We start from the raw sequence: 15,205 nt of genomic DNA, 5'->3' as shown, positions 1-15,205 counted from the left end.
ATGAACAGTGGCTTTAGCGTATGGAATCGATAGCTGAAACTTAACTTGCCGGTTGCAATAGCTCGTCGCACAGGCGCTTGATCACCTGAGCCTGCGGCAGGCCGTTGTGCAACATCTGGCGGATATGCTCCGAATCGCTGATGCCCTGGCGGACATGACGCTCGACCGCCTGCAGCACGGCCCGATCCTCCTGTCGCTCGGCGAAACCGCTCAGCGCTTCGAGCGTGTGCAGGATGTGAGCGGTCAGGCTGCTGCGGCGCAGCGTCGCGGGATCGACGTATTCGGCGGCGAAACCGCTGCGATAGGCGTTGATCTTGTTGTAATGGGTGAAGGCATCGTATTCCGGCGCGATCGGCGAGCGGTGTTGCAACAGAAAATCAGCCAGCAGGCGGCAGTAACCGACCAGCAGCACGGCGTGCGCGAGGCGCAGCGGCGTATCGCAGATGCGGATCTCCACCGTGCCCAGCTCCGGTTTTGGCCGCGCATCCCAGTAAATATCCTTGACGCTTTCAATCACGCCGGCGGCGTTCAGCCGTTCGTAGTAGGCGTTGAATTCGCGCCAGCTGTAGATGTGTTCCAGGCATCCGTAGTTGGGGAAGGAATTCTGCGCGCTGAAACGGGAGCTGGCAAAGTGCGTGTCGACGCCCTGATACAGCGGCGACGAGGCGCTGAGCGCGATCAGCTGCGGAAAATAGGGCGTCAGCGCATGGCACAGGTACATCGCCTCGTCCCCGTCGTTGACGCCGAGGTGAATGTGTTGGCCGAACACGCAGGCCAGCTTGGAGAGGTAGCCAAAGCGGCTGGCCAACTGCCTGTAGCGCGCGCTGTCGCTGATGACCTGCTTGCGCCAGTCGTTGCTCAGGTGGCGGCCACCGCCGCAGACGTCACAGCCCAGGTGCTGCGCGCTGCGCCGGACGGTATGGGTCAGGGCGCGCAGTTCGGCGTGCAGCTCACCGAGATCGCGGTGCACCGAGCTGTTCAGCTCCACCATCGATTTGGTGAGCTCATGTTTGACGCGCCGGCGGTCGCCGACCGCGCTGATCACCCGATCGGCCCGATCCGTAAGATCGTAGTGCTCGTCATCGACCAGCTGCAGCTCTATTTCAGTGCCGATGGAGAGCCTTTGCGAACGTTTGAATGTGAGCGGCATGGTGCCTCCTTCCTGCAAGAACGGCATAAAGATAAGTATATGCCTCGGCGAGGGGGACAACGCTTTGTGTTTTATATTTGTTTTTTCGAATATGAAGGTGGTATCTTCACGAGCGATTTGTGAAGAAGATAAGGTTAACGGGAGTGCGACATGACGTCATTGACGCCGCTGAAGTTGTTTAAAAACCTGTCGGACGAGACGCGTCTGACGCTGGTGCTGTTGCTGCGACACGCCGGCGAGCTGTGCGTGTGCGAGTTGTCGGGCGCATTGGCGCTGCCGCAACCCAAAATTTCAAGGCATCTGGCGATGTTGCGTGAAAGCGGGCTATTGCTCGATCGGCGCGATGGCAAGTGGATACATTATCGCCTGTCACCGCATATGCCTGCCTGGACGGCGGGGATTATTGAGCAGGCTTATCAGTGCCGGCCAGAACAGATGATGGCGTTGGCGCAACGCGTAGCGAGAGGCTGCCCGTAACGGTAAAAAATTTGCGCAAACACATTTGAAAAAACATATATGTAAATTTGAAGAGGCAGTGAGACGGCGATGATAGTGGCAGGGGCGATCTTTATTCTGACGTTGGCCTTGGTGATCTGGCAACCGAGAGGGCTGGGCATCGGCTGGAGCGCAGCGTTCGGCGCGGGATTGGCATTACTGAGCGGCGTGGTGCACGTCGGCGATATTCCCGTGGTGTGGCAGATAGTCTGGAATGCGACTGCAACCTTTATCGCCGTCATCATCATCAGCCTGCTGCTGGATGAGAGCGGCTTCTTTGCCTGGACCGCCTTGCACGTCGCGCGCTGGGGCAACGGCAAAGGCCGATGGCTGTTTACCTACATGCTGCTGCTGGGGGCCGTGGTGGCGGCGCTGTTCGCGAACGACGGCGCCGCGTTAATCCTTACGCCGATCGTGATCGCCATGCTGTCGGCGCTCGGCTTTCGCCCTGCGGCGGTGCTGGCTTTCGTCATGGCGGCGGGCTTTATCGCCGATACCGCCAGCCTGCCGCTGGTGGTGTCCAATCTGGTGAATATCGTTTCGGCGGATTTCTTCCGGCTGGGCTTTACGGAGTATGCGGCGGTGATGGTGCCGGTCAACCTTGCCGCTGTGGCGGCGACCCTGGTGATGTTGCATCTGTTCTTTCGCAAGGATATTCCGCGGCGCTACGCGTTGACGCGTTTACCCATACCCCAAGAAGCGATTCGCGATCGTGCGACTTTCCGAACCGGCTGGGCGGTATTGGCACTGTTGCTGATTGGCTTCTTCGCCCTGGAGCCGCTCGGTGTGCCGGTAAGTTTGGTCGCTGCTTGCGGCGCGCTGATTCTGTTGGCGGTGGCGAAACGTGGACGGACGATCAATACCGGTAAAGTGCTGCGCGGGGCACCCTGGCAGATCGTGATTTTCTCGCTGGGCATGTATCTGGTGGTCTACGGGCTGCGCAACGCCGGCTTGACCGAACTGCTTTCAGGCGTGTTGGACGTGCTGGCGCGGCAGGGGCTATGGACGGCGACGCTCGGCACCGGCTTCCTGAGCGCGTTTCTCTCTTCCGTCATGAATAACATGCCAACGGTGCTGGTGGGGGCGTTGTCAATCGACGGCAGCAGTGCGGAAGGCGTCATCAAGCAGGCGATGATTTACGCCAACGTCATCGGCAGCGATCTCGGCCCCAAAATCACCCCGATCGGCAGCCTGGCCACGTTGCTGTGGCTGCATGTGTTGGCAAGGAAGAACATCGTCATTACCTGGGGCTATTATTTCCGCGTGGGGCTGGTGATGACGCTGCCGATCCTGTTCGTCACCCTGGCCGCGCTGGCGCTGCGGCTGTCCGTTTTACCCTAACCGGAGAAACTGTCATGAGCAGTATCAAGATTTATCACAACCCGGCTTGCGGCACGTCGCGCAACACGTTGGCGCTGATCCGCAACAGCGGCGCTGAGCCTGAGGTGATTTTGTATCTGGAAACGCCTCCCAGCCGCGAACGGTTGGTTGCGCTACTGGCCGAGATGGGCATGACACCGCGCGCGCTGCTGCGTAAAAACGTCGAGCCTTACGCCGAGTTGAAACTGGACGAGACCGGTTGGAACGATGAGCAACTGATCGACTTCATGCTGCAACAGCCGATCCTGATCAATCGACCCATTGTGGTGACACCGCTCGGCACGCGTCTGTGCCGGCCATCGGAGGCGGTGTTGGATATTCTGCCGGATCCGCAGCGCGGGGCCTTCAGCAAAGAGGATGGGGAGCCGGTGATCGATGCGCAGGGCCGCAGGATAACCAAAGGCTGATCGCTGCGGCCCTGCGCCCTGGCAAAATCAGTGCAGTTCGGCGCCGCTGCGATCGGCCAGCGCTTCCAGCAGCGGGGCGGAAGGCACGAAGAACAGGGTGCCGCTCACCGCGTGGCTGAAATCGAGCAGCCGATCGTAGTTGCCGGCCGGGCGGCCGATGAACATGTTTTCCAGCATCTGCTCGATCGGCTGCGGGGAGCGCGCATAGCCGATAAAGTAGGTGCCGAATTCGCGCAGGCCGGGGCGACCGAACGGCATGTTGTCGCGCAGAATTTTCACCTCGTTGCCTTGCTCGTCGGTGATGGTGGTCAGCGAACTGTGCGATGACGACGGTTTGACCGCTTCATCCAGCTCGATGTTGGACTGCTTATGGCGGCCGATGATCTTCTCCTGCGTTTCCACGCTGAGCGAATTCCAGCCCTGCATATCGTGCAGGTATTTTTGCACCAGCACATAGCTGCCGCCGCTGAACGCCGCGTCTTCGTCGCCGATAACCGTATAGTCGTAGGCTTCGTGTCCCTCCGGATTCTCCGTGCCGTCGACGAAGCCAATCATGGCGCGCTGATCGAAGTAACGGAAGCCGTGTACCTCTTCGACCACCGTCACGGCGTCGCCGAGCTTGCCGACCAGCTGCGAGGCCAGTTCGAAACACAGATCCATTTCATCAGCGCGGATATGCAGCAGGATGTCGCCGGGCGTGGCGACGGCGACGCGTTCCCCGCTGCCGATCGGGCTGAACGGATGCAACTGGCGAGGGCGCGGCGCGCCAAACAGCGTATCCCAGGCTTCGGAGCCGAAGCCGCAGACGCAGGTGAGGTTGCCCGCCGGCGCGCGTTTGCCGACCGAACGTACCACGGCGGCGATGTCGCCGCACCAGGCGCGCACCGCCGCCAGATGGGCGGGAACGGGCGACAGGGTGGCGACGATGAAGATGGCATGGCGCGTCACCGGCGTGAATACGGCTTGCGGCGGATTGTTATTTGCATTCATTGCATTCGGCTCCAGTGTGTTCGGGTGAAATCAATCAGATCAAATTAAAGTGCTCGTCGGGTTTCATCGGCGGCGGCAGCGGGCTTTGGTCGTTCATTTCCAGCAGGTTGCGCTCGATGGTGTTGCACATGGCGTTTAACGGCAGATGGTTGGCCGACACGCCGAATGGATCTTCCAGCTCTTCGGCCAGCGAGTCCCAGGATAAGAAGGTATAGGAAATGAACACCGAAACAAACGGTGTCATGTAATGCAGATCGGTCACCAGGGCAAAAGGCAGCAGGCTGCAGAACAGGTAAACGGTGCGCTGCAGGATCAGGGTATAGGCGAACGGCACCGGCGTGCTGGCGAGCCGTTCGCAGCCGCCGAGGGCGTGGGACAGCTCGCTCAGCTTGTTGTCGAGCAGCTCGAAGGTGATGTCGCTCAACAGCCCCCGTCGGCGCAGCTTGCCGATCTCCTGGCCCAACATCAGCAGGATGCGGTTGGTCGGCATCGGGCTGGCGATCACCTCCGCCAGCTCTTTACTGCTGAGATTGTGGTACAGATCGGCGGTCGGGTCGGTGGCGCGCAGCTGATGCTTCAGGCTCCAGCTGAAGGCGATCAGCAGCTTGGCGACCTTCTGATGCACCGCCGGTTCGTCCGGCAGCAGGCTTTTGATCTGACGCAGCAGGGAGCGCTCGGTAATCAGCAGCGAGCCCCACAGGTTGCGCGCTTCGACAAAGCGGCTGTAGCCGGCGTTATTGCGAAAGCCGAGAAAAATGGCGATGGCGATACCCAGCAGGCTGAACGGCGCGATGGTTAAATGCACGCCGAGCTGTTCGTACCATTGATAGCTGATCACCGCCACTATCGACATCAGCACGTTCAGCGACAGGCGAAAGGTGATCTTTGACAGCACGGAACCGTGCCAGGCGAACAGGCGAAAAAACCAGTTCTGATTCGGGCGAATGATCATGACGTGGGTGCTTCCTGGTGTCCTGCTATTGAGAATAGTCGATTCTTATCCGGCGGCGTTAGGCCGCCGTCGTCGATGGCCAGAGCCGCTGCGGGTGCGTATAGACGGTGGCGCGCCCCGGCTTGCTGAAGCCCACCAGCGTCAGGTTGCTGCGTTCGGCTACTTCCACCGCCAGGCGGGTGGCGGCGGAAACGGCGAACAGGATCTCGACGCCACACATGGCGGATTTTTGCACCATTTCATAGCTGGCGCGGCTCGACACCAGCGCTGCCCCTTGTGACCAGGCCTGTTGGCTGCGGTAACCCAGCAGTTTGTCGAGCGCCACGTGGCGCCCAACGTCTTCACATCCGCCGCTGAGCGCGCCGTCCGGCTGGATCCAGGCCGCCGCGTGGGTGCAGCCGGTCAATTTCCCCACCGTTTGCACCTCCTGCAGCTGCGCCAACGCTCGGTCGAGCAGGGCCAAATCGAAGCGTTGCGTGAAGGGCAGCGGCGCGATGGGTTGGGCGACCTCCTGCAGCTGCTCCACCCCGCAGACGCCGCAGCCGGTGCGGCCGGCCAGGCTGCGGCGCTTCTCTTTCAGCTGCATAAAGCGGCGGCTCGAGAGTTCCACATGCACTTCAATGCCGTTGCAGGCCGGCTGTTGACGGATATCGTAGATATCGTCGGGGGAGGCGATGATGCCTTCGGACAGCGAAAAACCGATGGCGAAGGCCGCCAGATCTTTCGGCGTCGCCATCATCACCACGTGGGAAATGCCGTTGTACACCAGGGCGACCGGCACTTCTTCCGCCAGCCAATCCTGCTGCGCCTGAGCCAGATCGTTGCGCTGCCAGACCGCGTGGCGCGACAGGCATTCCTGTTTGATATCGTCGGTTTCTGCGAGGAGTAGGTGCTTATTCATAACGTTCTCGTGACCGTCGGTGACGAGGCGCCGACGGGAGTGAATTCTTATTAGCAGGTGTGGGGATTATACAGGATCCTGATCCCGCTCGCGTAGGGAATGACACCCTGCCGGCGACCCCACCAGGTTATCCACAGTTTTGGTGGATAACGTGTGTGCAAGGGGCGGTGAAACGCTTAGCAGGCGTAAAAAAAAATCGCTCAGAAAATTATTATATTACGCGGGAAAGCGCGATCTGCAGGGGGATTGGGGGTTGCACGCGTTCGCGTTTTGTTTATGCTTTACTGTATAAATATACAGTTTGGTTATGATTATGCTGAGCAATTCAAGGTTGTATGCTTTTTCACCAGGTGAACCCCTGACGTTACCGCTGTTTGCCGATCGCGTGGCCTGCGGCTTTCCTTCCCCGGCGCAGGACTATGTCGAGAGCAGGCTGGACATCGGCAAGCTGCTGGTGCGGCACCCCAACGCCACCTACTTCGTGCGCGCCAGCGGCGAGATGGAGCGTGCAGGATGGATCAGGCACTACCGACAGATTAAGAAACTGAGTATCCGAGAAACAGCAGACGCGACAGGCTACAGTACTTCCCAAGTTTGTCGCATTCAGGCCTTCTATAAAGAAGTTGAGACTGATTAAAAAGCAGCCTTAATGTACAATAATTTTCGATATCCAAACTGACCCCATGAACAATCAATGAGTTAGAGGTAAAAGATGATTTCATACAAAAAAACCATACCTGCTCTTGTCATATTCGCTTTATCTAATGCTGTGGCATATGCGAATGATTTCGACAAATCAAACGAAGCGATGGCAATTTCAGCAATAGGTTTTTCTGGCTCAAATGCTCGTGTTGCACATGATGTTTGTGGGGCAACCAATGAGAAAATTGATAAATATAAAAAACAAATAAAAGACTCATTAACTAGAACATTAAAGTATGAACAGTCAGGATTCGATACGCATTGGGATAATGGTTGGAAAAATGCTGATTTTTTGGTTAAGTCATTAAGTAATGATGAAGCCTATAAAAAAGAATATTGCCGAGAGGTTTTAGATGGAATTAATAATCCTGAAATGAATTAAGGATTATTCCTTATTCGGGGTTCTACGCCGGAACTCCAGATTTTTCCGTCCGCTAAAATTATCCTCGGTTGAGCAGCTTTATACCGTCAGCTCGCAGTGGACCATCAGGGGAAATGTGGCGGTACAGCGTTTGTCGGGTTATCCCAAGCTCCTGGCATAACGTACTGACTTTCGTCTCTGGCCGTCCCATTGATGCCATTGCCAGTCGCAATTTTATTGGCGTCATTTTGTAAGGCCGTCCGCCGTTCCTCCCGTGAGGCAAGGCCTGCCGCTGTTCTTTGCGGCGCTGTACGCAGCAGAGACCGAGGGCCGCGCGCGACTGGCTCGACACCCGCTTAGTCCCGCCCTCTGGTCAAATGCAGGCTGACGTGTACAGCCTGCAGGCAGAGGATTTCGTCTGGCAACCGGTATCGCCCGCCGTCGGCGCCGTTCGCAATGACAATCCCTCACTCATCCTGCCCATCGATACGCCAACGGTCTGAGTGCCGCATTATCCACAGTTTTGGTGGGTATCATGTGTGTAAACACACGCGAAGAATGCCAAAAGCTGCAGGAAAAATCGCTCAGAAAATTATTATATTACGCGGGAAAGCGCGATCTGCAGGGGGATTGGGGGTTGCACGCGTTCGCGTTTTGTTTATGCTTTACTGTATAAATATACAGTTTGGTTATGATTATGCTGAGCAATTCAAGGTTGTATGCTTTTTCACCAGGTGAACCCCTGACGTTACCGCTGTTTGCCGATCGCGTGGCCTGCGGCTTTCCTTCCCCGGCGCAGGACTATGTCGAGAGCAGGCTGGACATCGGCAAGCTGCTGGTGCGGCACCCCAACGCCACCTATTTCGTGCGCGCCAGCGGCGAATCGATGATCGACGGCAATATCCAGGACGGCGATCTGCTGATCGTCGACAGCGCCCTGACGCCGGAGCACGGCAATATCGTGATCGCCGCGGTGGACGGCGAATTCACCGTCAAAAAACTGCAGCGCCACCCCGACGTGCGGCTGTTGCCGATGAATCCCGCCTACGCGCCGATCGTGTTCGACGACGAGGCGCAGCTGGAGATTTTCGGCGTGGTGACCTTTATCGTCTACGCGGCGCGGTGACTTCGGCCCTTTTTTTCATTTTTTTTCTGCCCGATCTTTTCGTTGGCGTGACCTCTCTACTGAGTTTCCAGTTCAATACACTCAGGGGAATCCTTCATGGCCATAAAAAACAAGAACGGCGCAGGGCGTACGTTCACATCAGCCAAACGCATTACCGGGAAACGCGTAGCTATCGGGATAGGATGCGCACTATCGGGCATGCTCACCTCCGCGATGGCAGCACCCGGTGCGTCGGCACCACCCTCGGCGGTCGAACAGCCCGCTATCCTTTCCTTCGCCATTCCCGCCGGTGATCTGGCGCCCGCCTTGCAGACGGCGGCCGCTAAGGCCGCCGTGATAGTGATTTTCACGCCCGAACAGACGCGTGGAAAAAGCACCGCGGGCCTGCAGGGACATTATCGTCTCACCGACGCGTTCGATACGCTGTTGGCGGGCAGCGGATTGCGCGCTCAGCAAACTGCGCAGGGATATCGGTTGGTCGACGCCGGGCCGGTTCAGCCGTTGACGATACCGGAACTGTCGGTGGTCGGCGGTTTGTCCGACAGCGTCGCCGCCGGCCGTTCGGTGCTGGATAAAGAAGACATCGAACGCGTACAGGCCGATAACATCGCCAGCCTGCTCGATCGTCTGCCCGGGGTAGGGATGGCGGGATCGCCGCGCCCGGGGGGCCAAAGCCTGAATATCTGGGGCATGGGCGACATGGAAGATGTGAAGGTGGTGCTGGACGGCGCGCCGAAGGGATTTGAGAAATATCGGCAGGGTTCGGTATTCATTGAACCCGAATTGCTGAAAAAGGTTGAGGTCGATAAGGGGCCGCACAATCTGTTGAACGGCAATGGCGGCTTTGGCGGGACCATTACGCTGGAGACCAAAGATGCCGGGGATATGCTGCTGCCGGGCGAAGATTTTGGCGGCTTGCTGAAGTACAGCTACCACACCAACGATCGCCAGGGCATTTACAGCGGTGCGTTGTACGGCCGTACGCCGGAAGGATTCGCCGACGGTTTGATCTACATGAGCAAGCGTGACGGCGGTAATCTGAAGCGACCTGACGGCACGCGCTTTGCCTATTCCGCCAACGATCAGGCTTCCTACCTGTTAAAAACCAATATTTATCTGAGCGAGGCGCAAACCCTGACGCTGTCGGCGATGCGTTCGGACTCCGATGGCTGGCAGCCTTTTGCCGCCAAGCGGGACGATATCGCTGCGCCCAGCCAGGCGGATATCGATAAATATGGCCGGGAAGAAGCGTGGCGCCGCATTCTGGTGTATCGCGACCAGACGGACACTAATTACTCGGTGAAATGGAATCTGGCGCCGGAAGCGCAGCCGTTGCTGAATCTGACGCTGTCTTATGCCTATTCGAAGACAGAGCAGCATGACAAGCGGCCGGATTCCGCGTCAAAGTTCAGCTATCTCGGTACGCTGGGCAATGAAAGCTGGGTGAACTATACCGATCGGCAGTTTGACGTCAGCAATGAAAGCCGTTTCGCCAGCGGGCCGCTGGAGCACAAGCTGTTGCTCGGCGCGCGTTGGCATAAACATCAGCGCGATACCCTGATGTATTACCCCTCGCAGGTGAAAAACGCCAGTTACAACTACGGCTATTTCCAACCGTATTATATGCCGGCGGGCGAACAGGAAACCCGCAGCGTTTATCTGCAGGATGCGGTCAGCTTCGGCAGCCTGACCGTGACGCCGGGCGTGCGTTACGATCATGTGACCAATACCGGGCAACCGAACCGGGCGCCGCGCTATAACGACAGCGATCCGCTTGTGGGCCATGATTACAGCAGCGTGACCTATACCGGCTGGTCGCCGCATTTGGGCGTGATGTGGAAAGCGACGTCGAATCTGTCCCTGTTTGCCGACGTTAGCCGCACCTGGCGCGCCCCGGTGATCGACGAACAGTACGAAGTGCAATACGCCGCTTCCAGCGTGCCCGGCACCAGCCGCGGCCTGCAGGTGGAACGCATGACGGGCGTTCGTCTCGGCGCGGTGCTGGACTTCAACGATGTGTTGATGGCGCGAGACAGTCTGCAGATCCGCACTACGCTGTTCCGCAATCGCGGCAAGGACGAGATTTTCTATCGTCGCGGCGTAGTGTGCGACGCCGCACGGCACGGGGGCCAATGTGGGCAACCGTTGTCGAACTATCGCAATTTGCCGGGTTATACCATTGAGGGCGTGGAGCTCGAATCGTTTTATGACAGCGAAAGCCTGTTCGGCAGCCTGTCGTTCTCCTCGATTCGCGGCAAACGCGACGCTTCACCGCGCGATCCGTGGGGCAACGAAACCTGGATTGCCGAAATTCCACCCGTTACGGCACACGCGATGCTGGGCATGAAAGTGCCGCAGTGGGACATGGCCTTCGGCTGGACCGGCGATTTCGTGCGTAAACAGGATCGTTCACCGGCCGACGGCGATCCGATGGCCGTTGTCTGGGCGCTGCCGAAAACGTCGGGTTATGCATTGCACGGCCTGTTCGCCTCGTGGCAACCCAGCGGTTTGCAGGGCTTCGAAGCTCGCGTCGCGGTGGACAACCTGTTCAACCGCGATTATTACCCTTACCTGGGCGAATCGGTGTCCGGCGTAGGGCGCAACATCAAGTTTAGCGTTAGTCAACGTTTCTGAATATCCTGCTGACAGGGGCCATTTCGGCCCCTTTTCACGTTTTCTCTCCCGTATTTCCCTACTTTTTCGCCGTTTATAAATCATCAGCAATCGCTTGACACAGAAGTTACAATTTTAAAATAATAATAATTATCATTTTCAATCTCATTATCAATTGGTGTCACCGAATGGCAAGGAAAGAGGCCGCGGCAGCCAACGGGTTTGCTCAACAGCTTTACCTTGAGCATCACAGTTGGCTATGCCATTGGCTGAGACAGAAGGTCGGGTGCGCGCATCACGCCGAAGACCTGGCGCAGGATACGTTCATCAGTATTTTACTGAGCCCGCAGTTGCTTGCCATTCGGCAACCACGCCCCTTCCTGGCGACCGTGGCGCGCCGGCTGGTGGCGAATTATTACCGGCGTAAAACAATCGAAGAGAGCTATCTGCAGGCCTTGAGCGAGCTGCCGACGATCGAGGCGCCCTCGCCGGAAGTCCGTCAACAAACCCTCGAAATGCTCGAACAGTTGGATCAGGCGTTGGACGGATTGCCGGCGCACGTCCGCGAGGCTTTCCTGTTGGCGCACCTGCAGGGCATGCGTTATTGCGACATCGCTGAACGTTTGCGGGTGTCGACCAGCTCGGTGAAACAATATCTGCAGCGCGCCAATTTGCACTGTTTCTTTGCATTGGCGGCGTAACGGCAAGTGCGGAACCCATGATGGAATCGGATATCGATCGGCAGAGCGCGCGTGAGGCCGCCGCCTGGTTAACCCAGCTGATGTCGGAAGAGGCAAGCGATGCGGATAGGGAAAACTGGCGGCGTTGGTATCAGGCGAAACCGGAAAATGAACGCGCCTGGCGGCATATCGCCGCGTTTTCATCCCGTTTTTCTCTGCTTAACGGGGCGGCGGCGCAGCGTAGTCTGTCGCAGTTGCCGAACCCGCAACGCCGCCGGTTGCTGAGAAGCCTGGCGGCCATCGGCGTGGTGGGGACGGTTGGCATCGGTTCTGGCGCGCTGCCCTGGCGCCCCTGGCTGGCGGATTACCGCACGGCGGTGGGGGAGCAGCAAACCGTCGCGTTGGCGGATGGCGCGCAGTTGATGTTGAACACGCAAACGGCGGTCAACGTCAGCCGTCAGCAGGCCGCATTGCTGGAGGGCGAAATGATGGTGAATCTGCCGCCGGAAAGCGGCGCGTTGACGGTGAGGCTGCCGCAGGGTGAGATCGTGACGCAGGCTGCTCGCTTCAGCGTTCGCCTGTGGGAAACCTACAGTGAGATCGCCGTTTATCTTGGCCGCGTCACGATCCTTTCGCCGGCGCATCGGAACGCGGTGCTCAACGCCGGTCAGGGCGGCAGATTAAGCCGGCAAGGCATTGGCGAACCGTATCGCGTGACGCAAGAGCCCGGTTGGCGGCAGGGCATGCTGCTGGCCGACAACATGCGGCTGGACGACTTCCTGATGGAGCTGGGGCGTTATCGCCAGGGTATTATTCGCTGCCGGCCGGAGGTCGCCGGCCTGCGGCTCTCCGGCGCGTTCCCGCTGGCTGACCCCGAGCGCGTCATTGCGGCACTGCCCGGCGCGCTGCCGGTTAGGGTAAATATGCTGTCAAAATACTTCATTACCGTATCCTAAAGTTTTTTACTCTGCCATTAGGGTATTTCCTTTTCGATTGACCTGTTCTTTCTCGTTCCCTGCCCGGTACCGCGTGCCTAAACGACCTTTCTGACATACCCCGACTGCCGTTGACCGCCGCGTACGTTGGTCTGTTTTACGCTTAACCTGAGTACCGTTTCCTATGTTCAATCACAACGTATTATCTGGCGATTTCTCTTTACCACCAACAGGCGGGCGATGGCGCTGGGCTACCGCCAATGTGTTGGCGTTGGGTCTGCATGGTGCGTTGTGGCTTGGGCTCGGTTATCACCTGATGCCACCGCTGCTGCCCGCGGCGCAACCGATGGTGTTGATGATGGTTGCCGAGCAGGCTGAATCGACCCCCAGCGCGGAGCCGATGCCGACCGGCGTGCGCCAGGTGCAGGCGGTGGCGCAACGGCAGGCCAATCGGGAACCGGAGGCGGCGATGCCTCCGCTGATTCATGCGCCGCGTGCGACAGAGCGGCAGAGCAAGGCTAAAGGGCAACGGAACGACCCCATCAGACCGAAGACGGAACCGCCGCGCCCAAGGCAAGCGGAACAGGAAAAAATAGCGTCTGCAAGCTCAAGAGCATCAAGCACCAGCGCGCCGCCGTCTCTGGACCGAAAGCGTGTTGCCGCGCCGCAAACCAGCGTGGCGTCACAGCCGAGCCAGGATGCCTCGGTCTGGAGCGGCCTGCTGTTGGCGCATTTGAGCCGTTTCAAACGCTACCCGGTCCTGGCGGTACGCCAACAGCGCCAGGGGGTTGTTCAGGTTGCCGTGACGTTGGATCGGCAGGGGAACGTGCTGGGCGTGAAGCTATTGCGATCGAGTGGGGTTGCTTCGCTGGATCGGGAGGCGCTTCAGTTACCGCAGCGCGCTTCTCCACTGCCCACACCCGGCAACGAGATCGCAGCGGGGCAGGCGGAATTCAGCGTGACCATTCCGATTCGTTTCGATCTGCGTGAAGTTCGCCGTTAATGAAAAACTCGGCTCCAGGTAAACGGAGGCTGAGTTAAAAGCCAAAGTGCATCAAGCGGATAGCAGAGATGGGGTGGTTTCTACTTGATCGTCACCAGAAAAATACAAATACTGTATATATAAACAGTAAATTGGTGCCGTTATGAATAACAACCCACTGACGATGAAAGGTCGGTAACCATGTTCGCTCTGGTGGACGTCAACAGCTTCTACGCCTCCTGCGAGACCATCTTTCGGCCCGATCTGCGCGGGCAGCCGGTGATCGTGCTGTCCAACAACGACGGCTGCGTGATCGCCCGCAGTGCCGAGGCGAAGGCGCTGGGCGTGCCGATGGGCGCGCCTTATTTCAAAATCAAAGAGGAGATGCGCCGCCGCAACGTCGCGGTGTTCTCCTCCAACTACGCGCTGTACGCCGATATGTCCCGCCGGGTGATGGATACGCTGGAAGAGATGGCGCCGGCGGTGGAGATCTACTCGCTGGACGAAGCCTTTCTGCGGCTGGACGGCGTGGCGCATTGCGAAGCGCTGGAGCCGTTCGGCCAGCGGGTGCGCGATCGCATCCGGCGCGAGCTGCATTTGACGGTCGGGGTCGGCATTGCGCCGAGCAAAACGCTGGCCAAACTGGCCAACTTCGCCGCCAAGAAATGGCGCGGCACCGGCGGCGTGGTGGATTTATCCGATCCGGCGCGCCAGCGCAAGCTGCTGGCGTTGATCCCGGTGGAGGAGGTGTGGGGCGTGGGTCGCCGCCTGACTCGTCAGCTGCAGGCGATGGGCATTCACACCGCGCTGCAGCTGGCGGACTGCGATACCCGGCTGGCGCGTAAAACCTTCAGCGTGGTGCTGGAGCGCACGATACGCGAGCTGCGCGGCGAATCGTGCCTGCGGTGGGAAGATGAGGCGGCCGCCAAAGAGCAGATCATCTGCTCCCGCTCGTTCGGCCAGCGGTTGACGCACTACCCGCACATGCGCGAGGCGATCTGCAGCTACGCCGAACGCGCCGCCGAAAAGCTGCGGCAGGAAAAGCGCTACTGTCGCAACGTGTCGGTGTTTATCAAAACCAGCCCGCATTCGGCGGGTGAGGGGTATTACAGCAATATGGGCACCGCCCGGCTGCAAACGCCGAGCAACGACAGCCGCGACATCATCGCCATGGCGGTGCGCGCGCTGGAGAGCATCTGGCAGGAAGGGCGGCGTTACCTGAAGGGCGGCGTGGTGTTGGGGGATTTCAGCGCCGCCGCCATGGCGCAGATCGATCTGTTCGACGACTGCCCGCCGCGCCGCAACAGCGAGCGGCTGATGGCGACCCTCGATCGCCTGAATCAGGAGGGGCGCGGGCGCGTATGGTTCGCCGGGCAGGGGATCGTCAAGCCGTGGCAAATGAAGCGCGACATGCTGTCGCCGGCCTACACCACCCGGCTGGCGGATATCCCGGTGGTGCGGTTGGGGGAGCGGGCGCCGCGCACCGCCGAATCGAAGGAAGAAAAACGCCGCAGGTGACAACCGGCGGCGC

General features: G+C 59.0%; 14 protein-coding genes and 2 pseudogenes. 12 read left to right on the top strand and 4 right to left on the bottom strand.

What is annotated here, in order from left to right:
* Positions 1–40: 40 nt before the first annotated feature.
* On the bottom strand, positions 41–1,150 hold the full coding sequence (locus tag QDT79_RS19600) for a YbdK family carboxylate-amine ligase (protein ID WP_149559191.1): 1,110 nt from the start codon (positions 1,148–1,150) through the stop codon (positions 41–43).
* A gap of 150 nt (positions 1,151–1,300) precedes the next feature.
* On the opposite strand from QDT79_RS19600, the gene QDT79_RS19595 reads away from it, so the two are divergent.
* The 3 genes from QDT79_RS19595 to arsC all read left to right on the top strand — a co-directional run bounded on the left by QDT79_RS19595 (position 1,301) and on the right by arsC (position 3,432).
* Positions 1,301–1,627, top strand: a complete 327-nt coding sequence (locus QDT79_RS19595; RefSeq protein WP_308316943.1) for a metalloregulator ArsR/SmtB family transcription factor — start codon at positions 1,301–1,303, stop codon at positions 1,625–1,627.
* A 69-nt stretch (positions 1,628–1,696) separates the two neighbouring features.
* Entirely contained in the window at positions 1,697–2,986 is a 1,290-nt protein-coding gene (locus QDT79_RS19590; RefSeq protein WP_197816081.1) for an arsenic transporter, read from the top strand.
* A 14-nt stretch (positions 2,987–3,000) separates the two neighbouring features.
* Positions 3,001–3,432, top strand: coding sequence for a glutaredoxin-dependent arsenate reductase (gene arsC, locus QDT79_RS19585; RefSeq protein ID WP_130017242.1), 432 nt, complete (start codon positions 3,001–3,003; stop codon positions 3,430–3,432).
* 27 nt (positions 3,433–3,459) lie between these two features.
* On the opposite strand, the gene QDT79_RS19580 is transcribed toward arsC, so the two are convergent.
* The 3 genes from QDT79_RS19580 to fdhD are packed head-to-tail and all read right to left on the bottom strand — an operon-like array spanning position 3,460 to position 6,275.
* Complete coding sequence (locus tag QDT79_RS19580; RefSeq protein WP_308316942.1) at positions 3,460–4,422, bottom strand: Dyp-type peroxidase; 963 nt, start codon at positions 4,420–4,422, stop codon at positions 3,460–3,462.
* 34 nt (positions 4,423–4,456) lie between these two features.
* Complete coding sequence (locus tag QDT79_RS19575) at positions 4,457–5,374, bottom strand: bestrophin family protein (RefSeq protein WP_063990370.1); 918 nt, start codon at positions 5,372–5,374, stop codon at positions 4,457–4,459.
* A gap of 58 nt (positions 5,375–5,432) precedes the next feature.
* Positions 5,433–6,275: a formate dehydrogenase accessory sulfurtransferase FdhD gene (gene fdhD, locus QDT79_RS19570; protein ID WP_063990369.1), complete on the bottom strand. Its 843-nt coding sequence runs from the start codon at positions 6,273–6,275 to the stop codon at positions 5,433–5,435.
* Between the two features lie 307 nt (positions 6,276–6,582).
* Here fdhD and QDT79_RS19565 point away from each other — a divergent pair.
* The 9 genes and pseudogenes from QDT79_RS19565 to umuC form a co-directional block, all read left to right on the top strand.
* Positions 6,583–6,774, top strand: a pseudogene (locus QDT79_RS19565) (S24/S26 family peptidase); the annotation flags it as partial.
* A gap of 213 nt (positions 6,775–6,987) precedes the next feature.
* Positions 6,988–7,359 carry a hypothetical protein gene (locus QDT79_RS19560; RefSeq protein WP_126171699.1) on the top strand — a complete coding sequence of 124 codons (372 nt, stop codon included), beginning with the start codon at positions 6,988–6,990 and terminating at the stop codon, positions 7,357–7,359.
* A gap of 302 nt (positions 7,360–7,661) precedes the next feature.
* Positions 7,662–7,841, top strand: a pseudogene (locus QDT79_RS25105) (SOS response-associated peptidase family protein); the annotation flags it as partial.
* Positions 7,842–8,029: 188 nt separating this feature from the next.
* Positions 8,030–8,464 carry a translesion error-prone DNA polymerase V autoproteolytic subunit gene (gene umuD / locus QDT79_RS19550; RefSeq protein ID WP_033635060.1) on the top strand — a complete coding sequence of 145 codons (435 nt, stop codon included), beginning with the start codon at positions 8,030–8,032 and terminating at the stop codon, positions 8,462–8,464.
* A gap of 96 nt (positions 8,465–8,560) precedes the next feature.
* On the top strand, positions 8,561–11,098 hold the full coding sequence (locus QDT79_RS19545) for a TonB-dependent receptor (protein WP_373275482.1): 2,538 nt from the start codon (positions 8,561–8,563) through the stop codon (positions 11,096–11,098).
* A gap of 167 nt (positions 11,099–11,265) precedes the next feature.
* The gene (locus QDT79_RS19540; RefSeq protein ID WP_063990452.1) at positions 11,266–11,778 is read left to right on the top strand and encodes a sigma-70 family RNA polymerase sigma factor; all 513 of its coding nucleotides are present in this window, start codon (positions 11,266–11,268) and stop codon (positions 11,776–11,778) included.
* A gap of 17 nt (positions 11,779–11,795) precedes the next feature.
* Entirely contained in the window at positions 11,796–12,713 is a 918-nt protein-coding gene (locus tag QDT79_RS19535) for a DUF4880 domain-containing protein (RefSeq protein ID WP_130017245.1), read from the top strand.
* Positions 12,714–12,963: 250 nt separating this feature from the next.
* The gene (locus QDT79_RS19530; protein WP_308316940.1) at positions 12,964–13,695 is read left to right on the top strand and encodes an energy transducer TonB; all 732 of its coding nucleotides are present in this window, start codon (positions 12,964–12,966) and stop codon (positions 13,693–13,695) included.
* A gap of 180 nt (positions 13,696–13,875) precedes the next feature.
* Positions 13,876–15,192: a translesion error-prone DNA polymerase V subunit UmuC gene (umuC, locus tag QDT79_RS19525; RefSeq protein WP_308316939.1), complete on the top strand. Its 1,317-nt coding sequence runs from the start codon at positions 13,876–13,878 to the stop codon at positions 15,190–15,192.
* The last annotated feature ends 13 nt before the right edge of the window (positions 15,193–15,205 follow it).

The sequence above is a fragment of the Serratia marcescens genome (assembly GCF_029846115.1).
Taxonomy (GTDB): domain Bacteria; phylum Pseudomonadota; class Gammaproteobacteria; order Enterobacterales; family Enterobacteriaceae; genus Serratia; species Serratia marcescens_L.
This window is presented reverse-complemented; position numbering and strand designations above follow the sequence as displayed.

Bases quoted from the DNA above. Each gene is read 5' to 3' on its own strand.
- QDT79_RS19600 (WP_149559191.1), bottom strand. From the start codon at position 1,150: ATGCCGCTCACATTCAAACGTTCGCAAAGGCTCTCCATCGGCACTGAA.
- QDT79_RS19595 (WP_308316943.1), top strand. From the start codon at position 1,301: ATGACGTCATTGACGCCGCTGAAGTTGTTTAAAAACCTGTCGGACGAG.
- QDT79_RS19590 (WP_197816081.1), top strand. From the start codon at position 1,697: ATGATAGTGGCAGGGGCGATCTTTATTCTGACGTTGGCCTTGGTGATC.
- arsC (WP_130017242.1), top strand. From the start codon at position 3,001: ATGAGCAGTATCAAGATTTATCACAACCCGGCTTGCGGCACGTCGCGC.
- QDT79_RS19580 (WP_308316942.1), bottom strand. From the start codon at position 4,422: ATGAATGCAAATAACAATCCGCCGCAAGCCGTATTCACGCCGGTGACG.
- QDT79_RS19575 (WP_063990370.1), bottom strand. From the start codon at position 5,374: ATGATCATTCGCCCGAATCAGAACTGGTTTTTTCGCCTGTTCGCCTGG.
- fdhD (WP_063990369.1), bottom strand. From the start codon at position 6,275: ATGAATAAGCACCTACTCCTCGCAGAAACCGACGATATCAAACAGGAA.
- QDT79_RS19560 (WP_126171699.1), top strand. From the start codon at position 6,988: ATGATTTCATACAAAAAAACCATACCTGCTCTTGTCATATTCGCTTTA.
- umuD (WP_033635060.1), top strand. From the start codon at position 8,030: ATGATTATGCTGAGCAATTCAAGGTTGTATGCTTTTTCACCAGGTGAA.
- QDT79_RS19545 (WP_373275482.1), top strand. From the start codon at position 8,561: ATGGCCATAAAAAACAAGAACGGCGCAGGGCGTACGTTCACATCAGCC.
- QDT79_RS19540 (WP_063990452.1), top strand. From the start codon at position 11,266: ATGGCAAGGAAAGAGGCCGCGGCAGCCAACGGGTTTGCTCAACAGCTT.
- QDT79_RS19535 (WP_130017245.1), top strand. From the start codon at position 11,796: ATGATGGAATCGGATATCGATCGGCAGAGCGCGCGTGAGGCCGCCGCC.
- umuC (WP_308316939.1), top strand. From the start codon at position 13,876: ATGTTCGCTCTGGTGGACGTCAACAGCTTCTACGCCTCCTGCGAGACC.